Origin of the sequence: Brevibacillus sp. NL20B1 (genome assembly GCF_018195675.1) — a bacterium.
In the GTDB taxonomy this organism is placed as follows: Bacteria; Bacillota; Bacilli; order Brevibacillales; family Brevibacillaceae; genus Brevibacillus; species Brevibacillus aydinogluensis.
In genome coordinates, this window is record NZ_JAGTPT010000012.1 from 101,862 (window position 1) to 122,787 (window position 20,926).

General features: G+C 55.5%; 22 protein-coding genes and 1 riboswitch. Of the genes, 17 read left to right on the top strand and 5 right to left on the bottom strand.

Going from position 1 to position 20,926, the window contains the following annotated elements; translation table 11 throughout:
• Positions 1 to 200 precede the first annotated feature (200 nt).
• Genes KDN35_RS10440 through KDN35_RS10450 form a run of 3 tightly spaced genes read left to right on the top strand, consistent with a single transcriptional unit; the run spans position 201 to position 2,799 of the window.
• Complete coding sequence (locus KDN35_RS10440; RefSeq protein ID WP_171565045.1) at positions 201 to 1,211, top strand: ABC transporter ATP-binding protein; 1,011 nt, start codon at positions 201 to 203, stop codon at positions 1,209 to 1,211.
• A complete protein-coding gene (locus KDN35_RS10445) occupies positions 1,204 to 1,998 on the top strand; it encodes an ABC transporter permease (protein WP_212132670.1) in 795 nt (264 codons plus the stop codon). Before KDN35_RS10440 ends, KDN35_RS10445 begins: the two co-directional genes overlap by 8 nt.
• A gap of 3 nt (positions 1,999 to 2,001) precedes the next feature.
• Positions 2,002 to 2,799 carry an ABC transporter permease gene (locus KDN35_RS10450; protein WP_171565043.1) on the top strand — a complete coding sequence of 266 codons (798 nt, stop codon included), beginning with the start codon at positions 2,002 to 2,004 and terminating at the stop codon, positions 2,797 to 2,799.
• Between the two features lie 73 nt (positions 2,800 to 2,872).
• Here KDN35_RS10450 and KDN35_RS10455 read toward each other — a convergent pair whose 3' ends face one another.
• Positions 2,873 to 3,391, bottom strand: a complete 519-nt coding sequence (locus KDN35_RS10455; RefSeq protein ID WP_171565042.1) for a DUF6141 family protein — start codon at positions 3,389 to 3,391, stop codon at positions 2,873 to 2,875.
• Positions 3,392 to 3,729: 338 nt separating this feature from the next.
• On the opposite strand from KDN35_RS10455, the gene KDN35_RS10460 reads away from it, so the two are divergent.
• From KDN35_RS10460 to proS, 5 genes are all read left to right on the top strand, one after another.
• Positions 3,730 to 4,296, top strand: a complete 567-nt coding sequence (locus KDN35_RS10460; RefSeq protein WP_171565041.1) for an SdpA family antimicrobial peptide system protein — start codon at positions 3,730 to 3,732, stop codon at positions 4,294 to 4,296.
• Positions 4,281 to 5,252: a sporulation-delaying protein SdpB family protein gene (locus tag KDN35_RS10465; RefSeq protein ID WP_171565040.1), complete on the top strand. Its 972-nt coding sequence runs from the start codon at positions 4,281 to 4,283 to the stop codon at positions 5,250 to 5,252. The genes KDN35_RS10460 and KDN35_RS10465 overlap by 16 nt, the downstream gene beginning before the upstream one ends.
• Before the next feature lie 196 nt (positions 5,253 to 5,448).
• A complete protein-coding gene (locus KDN35_RS10470; RefSeq protein WP_212132671.1) occupies positions 5,449 to 6,066 on the top strand; it encodes a sporulation delaying protein family toxin in 618 nt (205 codons plus the stop codon).
• 150 nt (positions 6,067 to 6,216) lie between these two features.
• Positions 6,217 to 6,364: riboswitch (FMN riboswitch) on the top strand.
• A gap of 256 nt (positions 6,365 to 6,620) precedes the next feature.
• Positions 6,621 to 7,226, top strand: coding sequence for an ECF transporter S component (locus KDN35_RS10475; protein WP_171565038.1), 606 nt, complete (start codon positions 6,621 to 6,623; stop codon positions 7,224 to 7,226).
• Between the two features lie 286 nt (positions 7,227 to 7,512).
• Positions 7,513 to 8,979 carry a proline--tRNA ligase gene (gene proS / locus KDN35_RS10480; RefSeq protein WP_171565037.1) on the top strand — a complete coding sequence of 489 codons (1,467 nt, stop codon included), beginning with the start codon at positions 7,513 to 7,515 and terminating at the stop codon, positions 8,977 to 8,979.
• 30 nt (positions 8,980 to 9,009) lie between these two features.
• On the opposite strand, the gene KDN35_RS10485 is transcribed toward proS, so the two are convergent.
• Together KDN35_RS10485 and KDN35_RS10490 are read right to left on the bottom strand one after the other, a co-directional pair.
• Entirely contained in the window at positions 9,010 to 9,666 is a 657-nt protein-coding gene (locus tag KDN35_RS10485) for an HAD family hydrolase (protein ID WP_212132672.1), read from the bottom strand.
• Positions 9,667 to 9,765: 99 nt separating this feature from the next.
• Entirely contained in the window at positions 9,766 to 10,383 is a 618-nt protein-coding gene (locus KDN35_RS10490; RefSeq protein ID WP_171565035.1) for a winged helix-turn-helix domain-containing protein, read from the bottom strand.
• A 189-nt stretch (positions 10,384 to 10,572) separates the two neighbouring features.
• On the opposite strand from KDN35_RS10490, the gene bcp reads away from it, so the two are divergent.
• The 5 genes from bcp (at position 10,573) to KDN35_RS20200 (ending at position 14,811) form a co-directional block, all read left to right on the top strand.
• Complete coding sequence (gene bcp, locus KDN35_RS10495) at positions 10,573 to 11,043, top strand: thioredoxin-dependent thiol peroxidase (protein ID WP_171565284.1); 471 nt, start codon at positions 10,573 to 10,575, stop codon at positions 11,041 to 11,043.
• Between the two features lie 94 nt (positions 11,044 to 11,137).
• The gene (locus KDN35_RS10500; RefSeq protein WP_212132673.1) at positions 11,138 to 12,190 is read left to right on the top strand and encodes a M42 family metallopeptidase; all 1,053 of its coding nucleotides are present in this window, start codon (positions 11,138 to 11,140) and stop codon (positions 12,188 to 12,190) included.
• A gap of 11 nt (positions 12,191 to 12,201) precedes the next feature.
• Positions 12,202 to 12,963, top strand: coding sequence for a class I SAM-dependent methyltransferase (locus tag KDN35_RS10505; protein ID WP_171565033.1), 762 nt, complete (start codon positions 12,202 to 12,204; stop codon positions 12,961 to 12,963).
• A gap of 72 nt (positions 12,964 to 13,035) precedes the next feature.
• Complete coding sequence (locus tag KDN35_RS10510) at positions 13,036 to 13,596, top strand: cob(I)yrinic acid a,c-diamide adenosyltransferase (protein ID WP_171565032.1); 561 nt, start codon at positions 13,036 to 13,038, stop codon at positions 13,594 to 13,596.
• 516 nt (positions 13,597 to 14,112) lie between these two features.
• Positions 14,113 to 14,811 carry a GNAT family N-acetyltransferase gene (locus tag KDN35_RS20200; RefSeq protein ID WP_212132674.1) on the top strand — a complete coding sequence of 233 codons (699 nt, stop codon included), beginning with the start codon at positions 14,113 to 14,115 and terminating at the stop codon, positions 14,809 to 14,811.
• A gap of 40 nt (positions 14,812 to 14,851) precedes the next feature.
• Here the strand turns inward: KDN35_RS20200 and KDN35_RS10520 are convergent, their stop codons facing one another.
• The gene (locus tag KDN35_RS10520; protein WP_212132675.1) at positions 14,852 to 15,751 is read right to left on the bottom strand and encodes a complex I NDUFA9 subunit family protein; all 900 of its coding nucleotides are present in this window, start codon (positions 15,749 to 15,751) and stop codon (positions 14,852 to 14,854) included.
• A gap of 145 nt (positions 15,752 to 15,896) precedes the next feature.
• Here KDN35_RS10520 and nth point away from each other — a divergent pair, with 145 nt between their 5' ends.
• From nth to KDN35_RS10535, 3 genes are all read left to right on the top strand, one after another.
• Positions 15,897 to 16,598, top strand: coding sequence for an endonuclease III (nth, locus tag KDN35_RS10525; protein ID WP_212132676.1), 702 nt, complete (start codon positions 15,897 to 15,899; stop codon positions 16,596 to 16,598).
• 152 nt (positions 16,599 to 16,750) lie between these two features.
• Positions 16,751 to 17,185 (top strand): peroxide-responsive transcriptional repressor PerR, encoded by a 435-nt coding sequence (gene perR, locus KDN35_RS10530; protein WP_212132677.1) that lies wholly within the window; start codon positions 16,751 to 16,753, stop codon positions 17,183 to 17,185.
• Between the two features lie 251 nt (positions 17,186 to 17,436).
• Entirely contained in the window at positions 17,437 to 19,170 is a 1,734-nt protein-coding gene (locus KDN35_RS10535) for a glycosyl hydrolase family 18 protein (RefSeq protein WP_349290970.1), read from the top strand.
• A gap of 102 nt (positions 19,171 to 19,272) precedes the next feature.
• On the opposite strand, the gene KDN35_RS10540 is transcribed toward KDN35_RS10535, so the two are convergent.
• Positions 19,273 to 19,647: a DUF2614 family zinc ribbon-containing protein gene (locus KDN35_RS10540; RefSeq protein WP_171565026.1), complete on the bottom strand. Its 375-nt coding sequence runs from the start codon at positions 19,645 to 19,647 to the stop codon at positions 19,273 to 19,275.
• A 116-nt stretch (positions 19,648 to 19,763) separates the two neighbouring features.
• Here KDN35_RS10540 and KDN35_RS10545 point away from each other — a divergent pair, with 116 nt between their 5' ends.
• Positions 19,764 to 20,642, top strand: coding sequence for a hypothetical protein (locus KDN35_RS10545; RefSeq protein WP_230077807.1), 879 nt, complete (start codon positions 19,764 to 19,766; stop codon positions 20,640 to 20,642).
• The last annotated feature ends 284 nt before the right edge of the window (positions 20,643 to 20,926 follow it).

Sequence of the window (20,926 nt, forward strand, 5' to 3'; positions counted from 1 at the left end):
ATCATCTTACCACAGCCGGCTTGGGGGCGTAATTGGAAAAGGTGCAATTGTCCCCGTTAAAAAGCAGGACGACGGGATGGCGATCTGTCGAACAGATTGGCGTCTCGACGCTTTTCAGCACACTGGATTTTGCAGAAATGAATGGCCTTCGATAAACTTAGCTATGGATTATGTAGAGGTTAAGCAAAGGACGGGTTGTCATGATACGTGTCAGTCATTTGCAAAAGGAATTTCGCATCCACCAGGCCCGTGCCGGCTTGGCGGGTGCGTTTCGCGACTTGTTCAGCCGGGAGTACAAAACGGTCAAGGCGGTTGACGATATTTCCTTTACCGTTGAGGAGGGGGAGATGTTCGCCCTGATCGGGGAAAACGGAGCCGGCAAATCAACCACGATCAAAATGCTGACGGGGATTCTCACCCCGAGCGGCGGCGAGATCGTCATCAACGGATACGTGCCGTACCGGCAGCGGGAGCAGTACGTCCGCTCGATCGGCGTCGTTTTCGGACAGCGCTCCCAGCTTTGGTGGGACCTGTCGCCGCTGGAGTCGTTCCGCCTGCTGAAAAACGTCTACAAGGTGGACGACACGGAAGGAGAGCGCTGGCTGGAGCGGTTGATCGAGGAGTTGGACATCGCCTCGTTCGTCAGCCAGCCGGTGCGCAAGCTGAGCCTCGGCCAACGCATGCGCTGCGAAGTGGCCGCCGCCTTGATTCACAAGCCGAAGCTGCTCTTTCTCGACGAGCCGACGGTCGGACTGGACGTGCTGGTCAAGCAGAAAATCCGGGAATTTCTCCGCAATCTGAATGAAACGGAACATACGACGATTCTCTTGACCACGCACGATGTGTCCGACATCGAGGCGCTTTGCAAGCGGGTGCTGGTGATGGACCAAGGCCGGCTGATCTTTGACGGCCAACTGACTGATCTGAAAGAGAAGTGGGGCAACGGCACCGAGGTGGCATTCCAGTTCAAGAAGCGGACGGCGCCGGAAGAGATGCGGGCGGCGCTCGGCGAGCTGCCCTGTGAAATCCTGCAGGACAACGAGTTCTCGCTGCGGGTAAAAGTGGCGCGCAGCCAGGAGATGCTGCCGTTCGTCCTGTCTGTGGTGATGGGCTCGTTTGAGGTGAGCGACGTGAAGATCAAGGAGGCCAGCACGGAAGACATCGTGCGCAACATCTACTCGACTGACGGCGAGGTTGTCAGCCATGGGTAAACTTTATCTGGAACTGATTCGCATCCGGTTTCTCACCATGCTCGCCTACCGGGTGAACTACTACAGCGGCATCATTATCTACGCGATCAACATCGGCGCCTACTACTTCCTCTGGGGAGCGATCTACGGCGGCCAGCAGCAGCTCGGCGGCCTCACCGTGGAGCAGATGACCGCATACGTCGCCATCGCCTGGATGTCCCGAGCGTTCTACTTTAACAACATCGACATGGAGATCGCCCAGGACGTGCGGGAAGGCAAGGTGGCCATCGAGATGATCCGGCCCTACAATTACCTTTCGGTGAAAACGGCGCAGGCTTTTGGCGAGGGCGTCTTTCGCCTGCTCTTTTTTGCAGCGCCCGGCATTTTTCTGGTCAGCCTGCTGATCCCGTTCCGCTTCCCGGGAACGCCGGAAGGCTGGGGCCTGTACCTGGTCAGCCTGACGCTTGCGTTTGTCATCAACACGGAGCTGAATTTGCTGACCGGCCTGTTTACCTTTTTCCTGTTCCGCAACGACGGGATGATGCGGGCCAAGCGGGTGATTGTCGATCTGATGTCCGGCCTGGTGCTGCCGATCAGCTTTTTCCCCGGTTGGGCCCAGACGCTGATGGGGTGGCTGCCGTTCCAGGCGATCAACTACTATCCCAGCCTGATCTTCACCGGCGCGATTTCACCGGAGCAGGCGTGGGAGCTGATCGGGCTGCAGGCGGTCTGGATTGCGGTGATTTTCATGCCGATCCTGATTCTGTGGCGGCGGGCTCGTCACAAACTGGTCGTGCAGGGAGGGTAACCGATGCAAAACGCGCGACACATCATCGGCGTCTTCGCCGATTACCTCGGACAGTATTTCAAGACCAGGCTGGCATACCGGGCCGACTTTTTCGGCGATCTGGTCTCCAATCTGATCTACGAGCTGATTAATCTCGTCTTCATCATCGTCGTCTTTCAGCACGTGCCGCTGCTGAAAGACTGGACGCGGGACGAAATCATCTTCATTTACGGCTTTTTCCTGATTCCGTACGCGCTGTTCTCCATGTTTTTCAGCTTCTGGGACTTCAACGAGCGCTACATCATCCGCGGCGAAATGGACCGCATCCTGACCCGGCCGCTGCACAACCTGGCCCAGGTGTGTCTGGAATCGATGGCACCGGACCGGATCTTTGGCATCATCTCCGGGCTGATTATCATGGGCTACGCCGCATTCAAGCTGGATCTGTCCTTCCACTGGTACGATCCGCTGCTGTTTGTCGTGCTGGTGATCGGCGGGGCACTGATCTATGCAGGGGTGTACACGGCGATTGCCGCCGTCAGCTTTTTCTCTGATTCGCGCACGGGCATCGCGCCAATGATCTGGAACATCCAGCAGTACGGCCGCTACCCGGTGGACGTGTACAACAAGGTGATTCGTTTCGTGCTGACGTACATTCTGCCGTTTGCTTTCGTCGGCGTTTATCCGGCCGCCTACTTTCTGCGCAAGGAGACGTGGTACGTGTACGCGGCGTTTACGCCGGTCATGGGGGTAATCTTTTTCGGCATCGGGCTGGCGATCTGGAACTGGGGTGTGCGCAAATACAGAGGAGCGGGGTCGTGACCCCGCTCCAGTTTTGTTGCCAAAGCCGACCAGCAACTTTGGCAGATCAATGTGCAGGCCTTCAAACGGGAGACTATGAATTTCCGATTGCTTTGGCCAAGGCTTCAACCAGTTTTTCAGGATGTTGCGAACCGATCACAAATACCTTGTTGTTCTTCAGGCGTACTTTGATTCCGCGATTTCCGCTCACGGTATAGGCCCATCCGCCAAAGATCCATCTTCCACCCAAACCGCCGAAATCCCAGAAAGGGCTGAATTGACATACTTCATACGCTGCTATCTCGTTATAGGGGATAAAGTGTTTCGCGAATGGGAAAAAACGCAGGTACAACCCTTTCTCCCTGATCTCAACGACGAGTTTTGTCAAGAACAGCGAGGTTATCAACAGCGGCGTAGCAATACCAAACAGAATCCAAATGATCCACGCTTCCACATCGGTTACCGGCTCGCTGACCACTTTTCGCAAAACGATTCGTTGGTACAAATCATAGCTAAATGCGGACAACAGGATCACATCCACGATGATGACGATCGTCCACAGCACTTTTTGGCGAAAGCGCTGGACTTCACGGTGATACACCTTTTCTCCCATACGCAAACCTCCCCCACAAGTAGCCTCTTCATCCCAAAAAAGAACTCGCAAGTATATATTATACAATTTTATGCAGATATTTCCATGATGCACCGCGAGAAGACTGACATACCGCGATAATAATAGTTGATTTTTTCAAAATATTGGATATAGTAGTAAAAAAAGGAATAAGCTGTATCCAAATGATAGATTTTCCACTCCCAAAAACTGATGCAAGTCATGGTCCAATCCTACTAATGGATGGAAAAATATATAAATTTTTTCAATCATTTCTATCATGGGTGTATGGAGCGAAACCATGGCCAATCCAGATGAAAAAACAGTGAAAGGGGAGAAGCATGTTGAAGCCTGTCGGTGTAACCAGATTTTCACGCTTTGGGCTCATCTTCGCTCTGGTGGCTGCCTTTTGGCTCTACATCTTTGTCGCAGCCATTCACGCAGTGATGCCCACCAATCCCATTTCCGCTTTACCGCTTGCAAAGGAACTGTACATTGCCTCGTGGTTTCCGCAGGGGTGGGGCTTTTACAGCAAAGATGCGCGAGACCTCACGTTTCAAGTGGTGGACATAACAAATGGGACACTGGCAGCCGCCTGGCCAAATAATCGGTCTGAAAACTTTTTTGGATTGAAGCGCTTTGGAAGAAGTCAAGGGATCGAGGCCGGTCTTCTCAGTTCCAGAATACCGGAGTCCGCCAAAACGGATTGCGAAGAAAATCCCTATGCTTGCTTGAACAAGGCAGCTGTCTACGCGGAATTGGACAACCCTACGCCTTATCCGACCATTTGCGGAGACATCGGCTTTGTGTATCAGGAACCGGTTCCCTGGGCGTGGAGCCGCAGCGGTAAGAAAATCGATATGCCATCAAAAGTTGTGAGGGTGAACGTGAAATGTTCGAAAAATTAGGATCATTTGCCTACAACCTGGCGTTGACGCAAAACCCGTGGACAAACGTGTATGGCTTGGCCAGATCGTTGATGGCATTGTCGACCGCGCTGACGTTGGCGGTAAACGATGCCCATACGTTTTTCCGACCTTCGTCCGGCATGGATGTCTACCCCACTTGCGTGAACACGATCAGCCTGTTTTGCACCGTTCCCAACGACTATTTCTATTTGGACATGGTCAGATGGATCGCGGTCGTTTTGCTGCTGATCGTCGCTTCCGGATGGCGTCCGCGAATTACCGGGGTCATTCACTGGTGGATTTGCTACAGTTTCAACGTGTCGGCCATCACCTTGGACGGCGGAGACCAGGTAGCTGCTGTCTTTACGTTTTTGCTGCTGCCGATCACACTGACCGATTCGAGAAAATGGCATTGGCAAAAAGCCCATGAACCGCAAGTTGTTTCCGATCACGTCATTATTCGGCGCATCATCGCACTGGTAACCTTCTTTGCCATTCGTTTGCAGGTTGCGATCATATATTTTCATTCATCGGTTGCCAAGATGTTCGAGTCAACGTGGCTCAACGGAACCTCCGTCTACTACTATTTGCGGGACCCGATGCTGGGTCTGCCCTCATTCTTTCTGCAACTGGTAAACCCCATCCTGACATCGCCAGCGGTCGTCCTGCCGACATGGGGCACCCTTGTTCTGCAAGTGTGTTTGTTTGGCGCGCTGTTTGCCCCCAAGAAGTATTGGAAATATTTCCTCATTGCTGCCCTGCTCATGCATGAAGTGATTGCCGTTATGCTCGGGTTAATCAGCTTTTCCATGATCATGAGCGCCGTTTTGATCCTTTATCTGCGGCCAGTGGAGCAAGAGTTCACGTCTCTGCATCGGATCAGACTGTTCAAGAAGGAGACAAGCCCAACGCAGAAAGATTATCACCTTTCTCCTCAACAAGTGAAAGGTGCTTAATCTTTACAACAACACGTTGGAGCAGCAACAACCGTCTTGTCCATGGCGAAGGCAGCGGCACTTTTCATTTCAACGTGGCAAGGATTCAGGTTGGCTTTGCTCCATGTTGAAAGGGAGGGGACGCCTATAAGATTTTGAATCATCGCTAATTGACCACAGAGAAGAAAAAATATTGTGAAAAGGGGTTTGAGTAGGGATGAATCTCAAAAAAGCACTTCCCATTTTTCTGGCCTTTTTGCTTCTGCTGGTAAGCGTAAATGCTTACGCAACTCAACCTTCCAAAGTGAAGTACGATGGGGAAACGCTCTTCCGCGGCATTATCTTTGGACAAGGTCCTGTTGCCCACCTTTTCCCTGAAATCTGGACGAAAGATTTGCTGAGCAAGGTAAATCAAAAAGAAACGAAGCAAGTCATTGATCACCTGGTTGCGCGGATGAAGGCGAAATCTCCGTCCTACTTCGCGGAATTTGAGCGCGCAGTATACAGCGGTGACCACCTCAAAATTAATAAGGCGATCGACAAGGGCGGCCAAATTTTGGATCAGGTAATCAAAGAAGATGAACGAAGGGTAAAAAGCGGAAAAGAAGGATACGGAACTGGACAGTGCGTGTTGTACGTTGCGTACGCTGCTGCGGCGATCAGTGCAGCGGCTATATACAGCCATATAGTGGCCTTGAATGCCGGTGGTGCAGTAACCATTTACCTTGCTGTCGCTGTGTCGAAATACTTCTGGGTCGGCGATAAACCAAATGAATTAGCTCTGCAAAAAGAAATGCTGATCAACAATATCGTAGAACGCTTGGCCACCCAGTAAAAAACAGCCGAAGCAGTAACGGTTCAAACCGCAGATTCCATCATCTGCGGTTTGACCATGTGGGCTCCCTGATGATTTGGAGATTTGGAAACTTCCGGCATTGTCAACTTCATCAGCGTCGTCGTATAATAAGTGGTAACAACCAATATACAATTCCTTCGGGGCAGGGTGAAATTCCCGACCGGCGGTGATCGCGCACGGCGCGTAAGCCCGCGAGCCTCCCGGCGTAAACGCTTGGAGTGCAGGATCCGGTGCGAGTCCGGAGCCGACAGTACAGTCTGGATGGGAGAAGGATGACGACAGTACGTACACCGCACGTGCTTGTTTGTCTGTGCGCGGGTACGGGATGTGGGGGCGTATGCCTGTTGTGGCCCCTTTCATTTCGCATACCTGTGGCACTGGCATGGTCAGCTGTCCGCGTTCGCAAGCCCTGAGGAGAAGTCAGTCCTCAGGGTTTTTGTTTGGTGAACGTACGGATAGACGACCGGGCAGGGGTGGACGTTTCTGTTGCCATTCCTCATCAGAAGGAAGTAACACGTGAGGAGATGGTACAGATGAAAGCAACGACGATGCGCCCATCACACGCGACGCAGCGGCTGGTGGCGATTCCCATGCTGGCGGCGGTCGCATTTGTTCTGCAGTATCTCGAGTTTCCGGTGCCGCTGCTGCCGCCGTTCCTGAAGCTGGATTTCAGCACGCTGCCGGCGTTGATCGGGGGCTTGCTGTACGGACCGGTGGCCGGGGTCCTGGTGGAAGTGCTGAAAAACACGCTGCACATGCTGTTAAAAAATACGGATGGCCTGCTGATCGGCGAGGCGGCCAACGTCGTCGCCGGCGCCAGCTTTATCCTGGCAGCCATTTATCTGCAGCGCCGCGGCATGGGGAAAAAGGGCTTTGCCGCAGGACTTGTGCTGGGAACCGTGCTGATGACGGCGGTCATGGCGGCTGCCAACGCCTACTTCCTGCTGCCCGCCTACGCGGCTCTCTACCAGGTGTCGCTGGAACAGCTGCTGGCCCAGTTCCAGGCGGACAGCGTCTGGTCGTTTGTTTTGTACAGCATCGTGCCGTTTAACATACTCAAAGGGGTTGTGCTCTCGCTGGCAGCGTATCCGCTGTACGTAAAGCTGTCCGGACGGCTCAACCTTCGCATGACAAATTGACAATGATTTCTTGGCTTGCTATGATATTGCCTAATCAAAGGCAATGAAAGGACCCGCAGGTACTGACCGTGTTCCAGAGAGTCGGCCCTTGTCTGGAAGGTCGATGCACAGGCGTATCTGCTCCCCATCCTGGAGCCGCTGGCGATGAGCCATGCCGGATGCCCTGCCGTTATCGGGCGTTGAGTGGGCCGCAGCACGCCGTTGCGGTCAATCAGGGTGGTACCGCGGGTAATTCCCCCGTCCCTAATTGGGATGGGGGTTTATTTATTTTAGAGGAGTGTGTGACATGGCGAATGAAAAAGCGTATGTAAAGGAGATTACCCCGCAGTCGGAAGACTTTTCGCGCTGGTACATCGATACGATTACCAAGGCGGATCTGATGGATTACACACCAGTCCGCGGCTGTATCGTGTTCAAGCCGGACGGGTACGAGCTGTGGGAGCGGATTCAGGCGGCGATGGACAAACGGTTCAAGGAGACGGGCCACCGCAACGCCTATTTCCCGATGCTGATTCCCGAGTCGTTTTTCCAAAAAGAGAAGGAGCACGTGGAAGGCTTCAATCCGGAGCTGCCCTGGGTGACCGAAGCGGGCGGCGAAAAGCTGGAAGAGCGGCTCGCCCTGCGGCCGACATCGGAGACGATCATCGGCCACATGTACAGCCAGTGGATTCAGAGCTATCGCGATCTGCCGGTGCTGATCAACCAGTGGGCCAACGTCTTTCGCTGGGAAAAGCGGACGCTGCCGTTCCTGCGCACGTCTGAATTCCTCTGGCAGGAGGGGCATACCGCCCACGCCAACGAGGAGGAAGCGCGGCAGGAAACGATGCAGATGCTGGACATCTACAGCGAGGTGGTCGAACAGGAGCTGGCCATCCCTGTCTGGAAAGGGCAGAAGACGCCGAGCGAACGCTTTGCCGGCGCAGTGGATACCTATTCCATCGAAGCGATGATGAAGGACGGCAAGGCGGTGCAGGCCGGCACCTCGCACTACCTGGGTGAAAACTTTGCCAGAGGCTTTGACATCAAGTTTCTCGACAGGGACAATCAGTTCAAGTACGTCCATACCACTTCGTGGGGGACGTCCACCCGCCTGATCGGGTCGATGATCATGGTTCACGGTGACGATCGCGGTCTGGCGCTGCCGCCGCGTGTGGCACCGACCCAGGTGGTGATGATCCCGGTCGGTCCGCCCAAACTGCGGGAAAAGGTGATGGAGAAGTTCGATCCGCTGTTTGACGCTCTGAAGGCGGCGGGCGTGCGGGTGAAGGCAGACCTGCGTGAAGAGACGCCGGGCTGGAAGTTCAACGAGTGGGAAATGCGCGGCGTGCCGATTCGCCTGGAGATTGGTCCGCGCGATGTGGACAACGGACAGGTGGTCCTGGCCCGTCGCGATACCGGCGAAAAGGTGACGGTCGCCCTGGACCGGGCAGTGGAAGCGGTCGCCGACCTGCTGGAAGAGATTCAGCGGAACATGTTTGAAAAGGCGCTGGCGTTCCGTACCGCCCACTCCCACCTGGACATCGACACCCTGGATGCGCTGAAGGAGCACATCGCCAAGGCGGAAAGCGAAAACCGCATTGCCGGCTGGGTGCTGGCCGGCTGGTGCGGCGACGACGCTTGCGAGGCGAAAGTGAAAGAGGAGACCAAGTTCACCTCCCGCAACATTCCGTTTGAGCCGCCGACAGTCAAGCATACCTGCATCACCTGCGGCGGGGAAGCCAAACATACTGTCTGGTTCGCTCGCGCCTATTAAACCGTCCTCAACACAAAAGGGCACCCGTGTCTATCGGGTGCCCGCTTTTTCATTACCCAGGACCCAATCTGTAAAGGACCCGGGGTCTGTAAACAGGTAATCCGGTTCGGGCTGGAAGCAGCCCGCTTTTTGTGTGACTGGCAGCCAATCCACGCCGACCGTGACCAGGGATGCGGCCCGTCCCGCAAGTACATCGGCATCGCTGTCTCCCACGTACAGCGTTTGTTCGGCGCGTGCTCCCAGTTGTTTCATTGCCGACAGAATGCCTTCGGGATCGGGCTTTGGCCGTGACACGTCGTCGCCAGTGATGACCACGTCAAAATAGCGGTCCAGCCCCCACGCCTGCAGGGAAATGTCGGCGCTGCGCCGCCCTTTTCCGGTGACAATGCCCATGACGAAGCCGGCCTCGCGCAGCCGGTCCAGCATCAGCGCGATTTCCGCTGGATTGTGCACGTGCCGGTGTCCTTCCGCATAGACCCGGAAAAAGTGGTCGAGAGCCTGTTCCAGCTGTTCTGGCGGAATCATCGCCTGCAGAATGTCAGTCTCCGTCGGTCCGAACATGGCGAGGATCTCCTCGTCTGTGTAGTGGCGGTGGAGATACTGCTGAAACGTCGAGCGAAACGCGGTGAAAATCAGCGGCAGCGTATCTGCGACGGTGCCGTCAAAATCAAACAGGATGGTGCGCATTGCCAACCTCCTTGCCATCAAACATGGGCGAAAACCATCGCGCAAACATGATGTTCGTGTGTCAGCGTGACAGTCATTCCTATGCGTCAGGCAAAGCGGTTATTCGTCGCTGTCCTCAACCCCGTCGCCCTCGTCTTCGGCCGGATCGGGCGGCATCAGCGGAAACAGCACGTCAAAGAACTTGAATTTGCGGCGGCCGTTTTCATTTTTCAGCCCCTTGTACTTTTGCAGCAGTTCGCTGATCTCGTCCACCAGCTGATTTCGTTCTTCCTGATTTAAATAAAATTCAGTTAAATTGAACGCGAACGTGTCCTTGTACTCTTTGCGCACGTCCACATCGCTGGCCACAAACCGGTTGAGTGTCCGCATCAAATCCTGCTCCGTGGTGCGGAACGGCGTAAACATGATGTCGCTCAACTGCTGTGCGTTTTCTTCGATCATCAGCTGCAGTTTGACCTGGATCACCTTGGCCACAGGCTGATAGTACTTCTCCACGATCGAGCCTTTGACCCGGGTGTCCACCTGTTCCAAAAGACCGACGCGGACCAGCTCCTTCACGTGGTAATGCAGGCGAGCGGCGTTTTCGCCCAGTTCGGTCGCGATCTGCTTCGCCGTGCGGGGCTCCAGGTCTTCAAACAGTTCCAAAATCTTTACGCGCTCCGGTATGGCAAGAGATTTAAGGGCATCCGGCTCGGTTACCTGAAAAAACTCCTTCATGATTGATTCACCATCCAGCTACTACGCCAAATTTTATAATTCTTTATTTTTGACAATTTTCCTATCCTTCCATTTTATCGTCTTCCTCCCAAATACGCAACGTGCGAGCAGATGAAGTGGATCTGCGCTTTGTGGTAAAATGAGACAAACGCGTCAATAAAAATTGAAACGGAAAGTAGGGATTTCATGATGGTAGCAGTAGGACAAGCGGCGCCTGATTTTACCCTGCAGGCGAACGGCAATCGGACGATTTCTCTTCGGGATTTTCGCGGTCAATACGTAGTGTTGTACTTTTATCCCAAGGACATGACCCCGGGCTGCACGACGGAAGCGTGCGATTTTCGCGACTATCACCCGAAGTTTGCCGAGCTGAACACGGTGGTGCTCGGCATCAGCCCCGACGATGTCAAATCGCATGACAAGTTCGTTGCCAAGCACGAGCTGCCGTTTCCGCTGCTGGCCGACCCGGATCATCAGGTGGCGGAGGCGTACGGCGTCTGGGTGCTGAAAAAGATGTACGGCCGGGAATACATGGGCATTGAACGCTCTACATTTCTCATCGACCCGGAAGGCACGATCGTCAAGGTGTGGCCCAAGGTAAAAGTGAAGGGGCACGTCGAGGAAGTGCTGCAAACGATTGAGCAACTGCAGCAGCAATAACATTAGCCCCTCTGTCGCGCCTGCTCACGCGAGGAAGGCTTTTTCATTCAAGGATACTACACGCATCATGATGCAAGACATTGGAGGAAATACGATGACCGTATCGACCGACTACATGGTGGAGATGTTTTGCCGCCTGGCCAACACGCCCAGTCCGACCGGCAATACCGCCAAAGTAATGGCCCTGATCGAAGCAGAATTGAGCCGATTGGGCATCGACTATGTTCGCACCAACAAGGGAGCGGTGCTGGCCACCCTGCCTGGCAGAAACGACGACAAGCAACGACTGCTGACGGCCCATGTGGACACGCTGGGCGCAATGGTAAAAGAGATCAAGGAAAACGGCCGGCTGAAACTGGACTTGATTGGCGGGTTCGCGTGGAACGCCGTGGAAGGTGAGCACTGCATGATCGAGACGGACAGCGGCCGGATCATTACCGGCACGATCCTCTCGACCAAGGCGTCGGTCCATGTCTACGGCCGGGAAGCAGGCAAAATGGAGCGCACCGAGGAAACCATGGAAGTGCGGCTGGACGAAAAGGTAAAAAACGAGGAAGACGTGCTGGCGCTGGGCATTCGCGTCGGTGATTTTGTTTCGTTTGATCCGCGGGTGACTGTTACCGAGAACGGGTTTATCAAATCCCGCCACATCGACGACAAGGCCAGCGTGGCCATCCTGTTTGGCGTGCTGAAACACTTGCGGGAGAGCGGAGCCACACTGCCGTACACGACCCATTTCCTCTTCAGCAACAACGAGGAGATAGGCTACGGCGGCAATGCGAGCGTCCCGGAACGGGTAGTGGAGTATCTGGCGGTGGACATGGGGGCGATCGGCGAAGGACAGACCACGGACGAGTACTGCGTCTCCATCTGTGCCAAAGATTCGTCCGGTCCGTACCACTATGGACTGCGCAAGCACCTGGTGAAGCTGGCTGAAGCGCATGGGTTGAACTACCAGGTGGACATATACCCGTACTACGGCTCCGACGCCAGCGCCGCGCTTCGTGCCGGATACGACATCGTGCACGGGTTGATCGGGCCTGGCGTGGACGCGTCCCACTCCCACGAGCGGACGCACAAGGAGGCACTGGAAAACACGGCCAAACTGTTGCTGGCCTACCTCGAATCGGAAGTCATGCAGGCGTAGGTGAAGAGATGATGAGTGAGATCTATCGTTGGACGCAGTATTACGATCTGACGCAGCGCGGTCTGCCGGGGGACGTCGAATTTTACCTGGAGATGGCCCGCGCTGCCGGGGGTGAGGTGCTGGATCTCGCCTGCGGTACCGGACGCATTGCCATTCCGTTGGCAGAGGCGGGGGTGAGCGTTACCGGGTTGGACCTGTCGGCGGAAATGCTGGAGCGGGCCCAAAAGAAGGCGGACGAGCGCGGAGTATCGGGACGGCTTACATTTGTGCAGGGAGACATGCGGGCATTTGATCTGGGCAAAACCTTTCCGCTGATCATGATTCCGTTTCGCTCGTTTTTGCACCTGCTGCATATCCAGGAGCAGATGAAGGCCCTCTCCTGTATCCGCCGTCACCTGGCACCGGGCGGGAAGTTCGTGATGAACGTATTTGTCCCGAAAATCGCTCATCTTTACGAAGAGAGCGAAAAAATGTCCTTGCGCGGGGTTTATCGGCTGGAGTCGGGCGAAGAGGTCGCGATGTGGGATTACACTCGCTACGACCACTTTCAGCAGTTGGCCGAAGTGACCCGGACCTACGAGCGGATCTCCCCGGAAGGAGTGGTGACTGAGCGGGTGACGGGCCGCTTTACACTGCGCTACATCTTTCCGGCTGAGCTGCACCACCTGCTTCGGCTTAATGGATTGAAAGTGACGCAGCGGTTCGGCTCGTTTGCCAAGGCGCCGTTTGACGCCTCCAGCACCGAGCTGATTGTGGTCGCCGAAGCCATGTAAAACGGCGGTGCATTCAAAAAGCCGCGTGTTTTTGTCGATTTCCAGGGAAATAACGGGAATGGGGGGCTGTTTGTGAAAATCTATACCAAGTCGGGTGACAAAGGGGAAACGTCTCTGGTATCCGGCGTGCGCGTTCCCAAGCACGCTGACCGCGTGGAGGCCTACGGCACGTGCGACGAGGCCAACTCCGCCATTGGACTGGCGCTGTCGCTGCTTCCTGACGGGGAAGCATGGAACGAACTGCGGGGCGTGTTTCACATCGTGCAGACCAAGCTCTTCCACATCGGTGCAGAGCTGGCGACGCCGGAAGGAAAAACGGTGGGCTGGCCGATTCGTGACGAGGATGTTCAGTTTTTGGAGGAACAGATCGACAAGCTTGACGCGACTCTGCCGCCGCTCTCCAATTTTATCCTGCCCGGCGGTCACCCTGCTGCGGCCGCTTTTCACGTGGCGAGGACGGTAGTGAGGAGAGCGGAGCGCAAGGCGGTGCTGGTCAGCAGTCAGGAGCAGCTGAATGCTGCGGTGGTCAAGTATTTGAACCGACTCTCCGATTACCTGTTTGTCGTCGCCCGCTGGGTCAACCGAAATACGGGCCAAGCGGAGCAGCATCTGCACGAACAGGGAACAGACTGACTGCGTTGTACTTAGTGCAACAGCAGATAGAAGGCAGCAGGACTGTCAGCACCCGGGCAGCTTGTGTTCTGCAAGTGCAAAGGATCAGTCGCCGGATCAGTCGCCGGCCGCTCAGTGAACAGGAGCGGCCGGTCCGGCTATATGTCTGAACTGGTGAGAGAGCAATCAGGGGCATGGCGGATCATGATGTCTTCCCTTTCAGACAGAAAAATCGCAATTTTTTAAAAGGTTATCAGCGTGATTTGAGCATCCCGTCGGATCGGCAGACGTTTAGACGATCGCCCCTTTTTACGGCAGTTTCGCTGCTGACGTTAAACACACCGGAAATGGAGCGTGTCGCAGCAAATCGGTTATCTGCTGCACTGTCTGCCGTTTTTCGAACATGACACGTAAGGCGGGTGAGCAAAGGTGACTGTCTTCTCACAGGCTGCAATTTTGTCGATAACGGAACAGACGGACATTGCGTACAAGCGGGCGTTTTCCCGAATGGAGGTCCGTTCCTGGGGGATGTTGTTTGTGAATGAAGCAAATCCCATGCACTACGATGCCAATCACGCCCATGTGTCCCGGCCGGTCACCGGGGAAGCTGAGGCGGAAGCGATTGTCCGTGAGACCATCTCGTTTTTTTCAGAGCGCGGCATCATTCCCCGTATATACGTGTACGAACAGGGGGACAAAGAGCCGCTGATTGCGGCGTTGGAACGGCACGGCTTTCAAATGGAATCCCTGCCTTCGCCCATGCAGTTGTGGCAGGGGGAATTGGCTGAGGCTCGGCCGATGGAAGGGATTGTGATCGAACCGGTGACGGCGGCCAACTACGACGATTGCCTCACCGTCGAGTCGATTCCGGAATTGGGCGGACGAGAAGTCAGGGAGAAGGCGTTTGCCAGGGAGTTTGCCCATCCCGATTTTTCGCATTACCTGCTGCGCGTCAACGGCGAACCGGCCAGCACGCTTTGCCTGCTTCGCGCCGGGGAGTACATGCGGGTGGAAAACGTGGCTACCCTGCCCGCATTTCGCGGCCGCGGCTTGATCGGCCATTTGCTGCGCCATGCCCAGGAGCGGTTTTTGGAGGAGGGCGGCAGCCGGCTTTTGGTCTTCCCGATCAATGATCACGTCGCGCGCCTTTACCGCCGGTACGGCTTCGCTGACGTTGGCGAAGTTCGTCTCCTGCACGCCTACCGCGGCGGCAAAGGCATCCTGGAGATACGCTAAATGCTAAAAACCCCTGATGAAACTTTCAGGGGTAATCTGGTCATCGTACATACCGGGCAATTCCTTCCCGAAACGGGATCTTGGGCGTATCAAACGCGCTGTACAGGACGTCGGTGTCGGAGCAGGCGTTGCCCTCCAGCAGCATGGTGAGCTGCGTATGGGTTATCGGGAAAAAGGAGAAGCCTTCCATCAGCGAGACAACCGGCTTCATCAGCCCCACCGGTATGTGCAGCTTGCGGACGTGCCGCTTGCCGATTACCTCTCCGATGACGTCCAAAATCTCGGCGTAGCTGAGAGGGGTCGGACCTCCCACTTCAAACGTTTGGCCTGTAACGCTCTCCCGTGTCAGCGCCTGTTCAAACACGTCGGCTACCGTCTCGCGGGCAACAGGCTGCAGCGGGTAGGAACCGTCGCCGATGACAGGGGTGACGGGAAGCCTGACCAAATTGGCCAGCATGTTCACAAACTCGTCGCCCGGGCCGAAGATGACCGATGGTTGAAAGATCACGTAGGGAATGCCGCTCGCTTTGACCAGTTCCTCGGCTTCGTGCTTGGTGCGGTGATACGCGCTGGCAGCACCGGCTCGCGCTCCCAGCGCACTCATGTGGACGAATCGGCGGACGCCGCTTTGTGCGGCCGCTTGCAGCACATTCCGCGTGCCTTCGACGTGGATGCGGGAAAACGTCACGCCCGCTTTCGGCTGTTCCCGGATAATGCCGACGAGATGAATCACCGCTTCAGCGCCTTCCATCGCCCGCCGGAGCGAATCCGGGTCGAACAAGTCTCCCGGGGCCATCGTGACATGCGCTGTGTCCGCCTGCGCCAGCTTCGCCTCCGAGCCGGGACGGACCAGACAGGTGACCTCGTGACCGGATGCCGTCAGCCTGGACAGCACGCCTTTTCCCACAAAACCGGTTGCACCCGTGAGAAATACCTTCATCAGCGTCACCTTCCCGGTGTAACATTCTTCCAAATCGTATTCGACGCCAGGGCTTACATCCCTGCCATGACCTGCAGCAGCTTCAGGCGTACAGGACGACTGGTTGACGGCGGACGTATAATGAAGAGGAAAGGGGGACATACCTATGGCGCAACGAAAAGTACCAGTCGACCAAATTCTCGATACCCTCTATCAAATGTACCCGGACGCTCATTGCGAGCTGAACTACACGACGCCGTTCGAACTCTTGATTGCCACGATTCTCTCTGCGCAGTGCACGGACAAACGGGTAAATGAAATCACCGGCCCCCTGTTTCAAAAATTCAACAAGCCGGAGCATTTCATCCATTTGACGCAAGAAGAGCTGGAAGAGCATATAAAAGGGCTGGGGTTGTATAAGAATAAAAGTAAGAACATCCTGGAGACCTGTCGCATCCTCTACGAGAAGTACAACGGCGAAGTGCCGCAAACCCATGCGGAGCTGGAGGCGCTGCCGGGTGTCGGGCGCAAGACAGCCAACGTCGTCCTCTCCAACGCTTTTGGCGTGCCAGCGATCGCAGTCGATACGCACGTCTTCCGCGTCGCCAACCGGCTTGGCCTGGCGAAAAGCGACAACGTGGACGAAGTGGAGCGGCAGTTGATGAAGCGGATTCCGCGAGAGAAGTGGTCCGACGCCCATCACTGGCTGATCTGGCACGGACGTCGGGTGTGTGCCGCGCGCAATCCCAAGTGCGACGTCTGTCCGCTGCGGGAGATGTGCAGATATGCCCAGGCAGAGGCGAAAAAATCGCGGACTCCATCCACGGCAGCGAAACAGAAAACGACCAAGCGGACCGCGGCCAAATGACGGGGAACGGCTCCGGACATTCCCGTTTTCAGCGGAATGGATATTGACAGCGTTCGAAGAATAGACGTACACTTATTTAAAGTAATTCTAATCAATCACAAACAAGCAACGCTTGTTTGTTTGGCTTGCATAAGACTGTGAGGTGTAACTCAATGTCACAGCGAGTGGAAAAGGCTGTTGAAATCCTGAAAAGTACCGGGGTACGTATGACACCTCAGCGTCATGCCATTCTCTCCTATCTGTTGGACAGCATGTCGCATCCGACGGCTGACGAGATATACAAGGCTTTGGAAGGCAAGTTTCCCAACATGAGCGTGGCGACGGTTTACAACAATTTACGCGTGTTCAAGGAGGCGGGTCTGGTTCGCGAGCTGACCTACGGGGACGCGTCCAGCCGCTTTGACGCCAACGTGGAGGAAGACCATTACCACGCCATCTGTACGAAGTGTGGAGCCATCCGCGATTTTCACTTCCCGTACCTGCAGGATGTGGAGGAAGCGGCTGCCGAGTCGGTCGGATTCCGCGTGACCGGTCACCGCATGGAGATTTACGGCGTGTGCGAAGAGTGCCAAAAGAAAGCTCATTGATTGAACCGCGTGCGCCCCGGAACAACACCTTCTGCTTCAACCGGCTGTTCCTGTTGGAGAGAGGGTGTTTTTTGTTGGTGTAACCTTTTTTCGTCTGATTCGTCTTTCTGACAGGGGCACGTTTCCCAACATGTCCCTCCAGCCAAAAGGTTGTGAATCGACCGACAATGCCCTATGATCAAAAAAAAGCGGAAACGACCGGGATGCCTGTCTTTTCTGGCAGGCGGACCGTGTGCAAGGAGAGCAAATCTGTGAGTCTGGAAGTGCAATTGGGCCCTCGCCCTCGTTTCAAGCGCAAGCGAAAGAGAAAGCGCGTGACCCCGATCCTTCTGCTGCTGGCGGCGATTGCCGCGGCGGCGTACTGGTTTTTCATCAAACCGTCCAACGAACATGTCGAACCGTATGGAGGCAGCCGTCAGGCAATCGTTTGGCAGGGCGGCCTGTACGACAAGAAGTATCTCTTTGAAGCGGAGCAGGTGCTGCTGCCGTTTGAATTTCTCAAGGAACATCTCGATCCTGCGATCTATTGGGACGAGCCTACCCGATCGGTGATCGTGACCACGAAGGACAAGGTGCTGCGCATGCAGAGCGGGGAACTGGTCGCGTACCTGAACAAACGGCCCGTTTCCCTGCAGGTGCCCGTCAAGGAAGTAAACGGCACCCGCTTCATTCCGCTGGAGCCGCTGGAAAAGCTGTACCGCGTCTCGTTCAGCCGCGATCCCGACACCGGGGTGCTGCGGGTGGAAAAGGAAGGGTACACCGTGCAGCAGGGGAGCGTCGTCAACGGGGATGAGCCGGTCCGCCTGCGCCTGGAGCCGACGCACCGTTCCCCCTATGTGGCTGAGCTGTCCAATGGCGAGGCCGTCGATATTTTGGGCGAATCGGAAAAGTGGTACCGCGTATTGTCCTCCAAAGGGATTACGGGCTACCTGCCGACATCGGCGGTATCGCTGACCGAGGTGCGCAAAGTCAGTCTCGACCAGCCCGGCCGGGAACAGCCGACCGTGTGGAAGCCGGAGGGTACAAAGATCAATTTGACCTGGGAACACGTGGTCAACCGCAATCCCGCCGTTGCCAACATTGGTCCGATGCCGGGGGTGAACGTCGTCTCCCCTACCTGGTTTGAGCTGAAGGACGGCAACGGCACGCTGCTCAACAAGGCGGACCCCGGGTACGTGCAGTGGGCCCACCAGCGCGGGTACCAGGTCTGGGGGGTGGTGACAAACGGGTTTAACCCCGATTGGACCCAGTCCGTTTTGGGCAGCTACAACAAGCGGGAAAACCTGATTGCGCAGATCGTGCACTACGCTCATCTGTACGATCTGGACGGCATCAACATCGATTTTGAAAACGTCTATGTAGAGGACAAGGAGCGACTTGTCCAATTCGTCCGTGAGATGACGCCGTACCTGCACGAGCTGGGACTGGCCGTGTCCATGGACGTCACGATCAAGTCGTCCAGCGACCGATGGTCCCGTTTTTACGACCGGGCGAAACTGGCCGAGGTCGTGGACTACATCGCGGTCATGACGTATGACGAGCACTGGGCGTCCAGTCCGATAGCGGGCTCTGTCGCTTCCTTGCCGTGGACGGAGAGAGGACTGCAGGGTGTTCTGGAAGAGGTGCCCGCCGAGAAGCTGCTGCTGGGTGTGCCGTTTTACACCCGGCTGTGGAAAGAGACGAAGCAGCCGGACGGCAGCGTCAAGGTCACATCCAAAGCGCTGTCGATGGCCGGGGCCTCAGAATGGATAAAAGAGCGCAAGCTGACTCCCACGCTTGACGAAGATTCCGGACAATTGTTTGTCCGCTATGAGGACCCTGCCGATGGAGCTGTCTACAAGATGTGGCTGGAAGACGTCACCTCCATGCAAAAGCGGGTCGCCCTTGTGCACAAGTACAATCTGGCCGGCATCGCTTCGTGGCGGCGCGGCTTCGAACAGCCCGAGATCTGGAAGGCGATCAATGACGGGCTGAATCGAAAGTGATACACGGTGATTTCGCGCGCGGCTTTCCGGCCGCAATGACATGTGACCAAGGAAAAAATCCACCTTGCGCCAATCGGCTGCAGGTGGATTTTTTGTTTCCCGTCAGGTCTGGTTTTGCTGCGGCTGTTCGTCCTCGAGCAGGAGAGGCTGCCCGCAAAACATACAGGCGTCTTTTTTTCCCAGCATTTTCGTCACTTTTTTGCACGAGGGGCATTCCACTTGGGGAGCGGACATGGACACCATCCCGGAAATCATGAACATGACGGTGCTGCCCATCGTCAACAAAAAGCCGATGACCAACAGGAGCGTCATAAACGCGTAGGAACCCTTCAACCATGTGCCAAAGAACGGAATAAAGTCCAGATAGCCGGCAAAAAACGCATACCCGGAATACATCAGCAGGATGCCGATCCCCATGCTCCAGTTGCCCCAGGTACGCATGCGTTTGATCTTGCTCAGGCGGTCAGTTTTCTTCATTATCATTCCTCCTGTTCCCAGTATAGCATAGAAAGGTTTTGTCTGTTGACAAGCAGGAAACGGACAAGCCTTGTAGAATCCATAAGTTCAAACTGCGGGAAGAGGAGGGGGAAATCGTGACTGAATGGTCGCCGGCTGAAGACTGCCAGACTCATCTGAAACTGCTGCAGCGGCGGCGGGACGTTCAAGCGGTGTTGATCATGCCGGACCATTTGAAAATCCCTCCGTTTCAGGCGGACCCCCTGTACCTCCTCGTAATCATGCAGGCTGCCGGAAACGGGAGCGTCAAACAGTACCGGCTGTCTGACCGGTTGGTGGTCGAGCGGCACATCAGCGCTTGGGAGCTGGAAAAGAGCGCGGTTCACGGTCTGGGTGAGCAGATGGCCACCTGGATGGAGCGGGCGGAATTGGTCTGGGCCAAGGACGACCATACAATCCAGTTGATTCAGCGGTTGAGGCGGTTGTCCGACTCGCTGCAAAAGCGGATGCTGTGCCGGGAGTACTCGCGCATGCTTCGTTATTTTCAGGAGACCAGAGACTTTCTCCAGCTGGGCATGCCGCTGGACGCCTATCTGGCGTTGATTAAAACGCTGCAAGCCTGGGCGAGATGGATCGCGTTCGCAGAGGGTGAACAGCCGGCTCCGGAGTTGTGGAGTCAGGTCAAACGGCTGGACCCTGCGGTCTGCAAGCTGTACGAAGAGCTGGTAGTCAACGATGAAGCGCTGGATAAGCGCATGGAGCTGCTGCTCCTGCCGATCGAGTTTTTCCTTTCCTCGAAATTGAGGGAGTCCGTCCACTTTCTCCTGGAGCTCATGGGGAGCAAGCAGGGGGCGTGGACGTTGGCCGAGCTGCTGGAACATCCGCTGATCGCCAACAGCGGGATGGAGCTGGAGATTTTGCTGGAGAAGCTGGTCCAGCGTACACTTGTGCTGGAAGTCCCTTGCGGCAGCAAGGACGGTGTGGGCAGTGAAATCGGCTATCTTTCATTGAAGTAAATTTTTTAAATGCTATTGACTTGTTTGTTTTGTTTGTGCTATATTAACAATCGTCGCTGCTGAATCAAGCAAAACAGCGACGGCGCAAAAAAATACCACTTGATTTTTGAGCAAACAACGTGGTATATTAAAAAAGTCGCCTCCGGGCGGCTGGGCAACTCAAAATGCTCCTTGAAAACTGAACAGCGAACGCGTTGAACGAGCCTAGCAATTCCTTTTCTTTAAAGAATGCTAACGATTCAACTCAACTTTATTGGAGAGTTTGATCCTGGCTCAGGACGAAC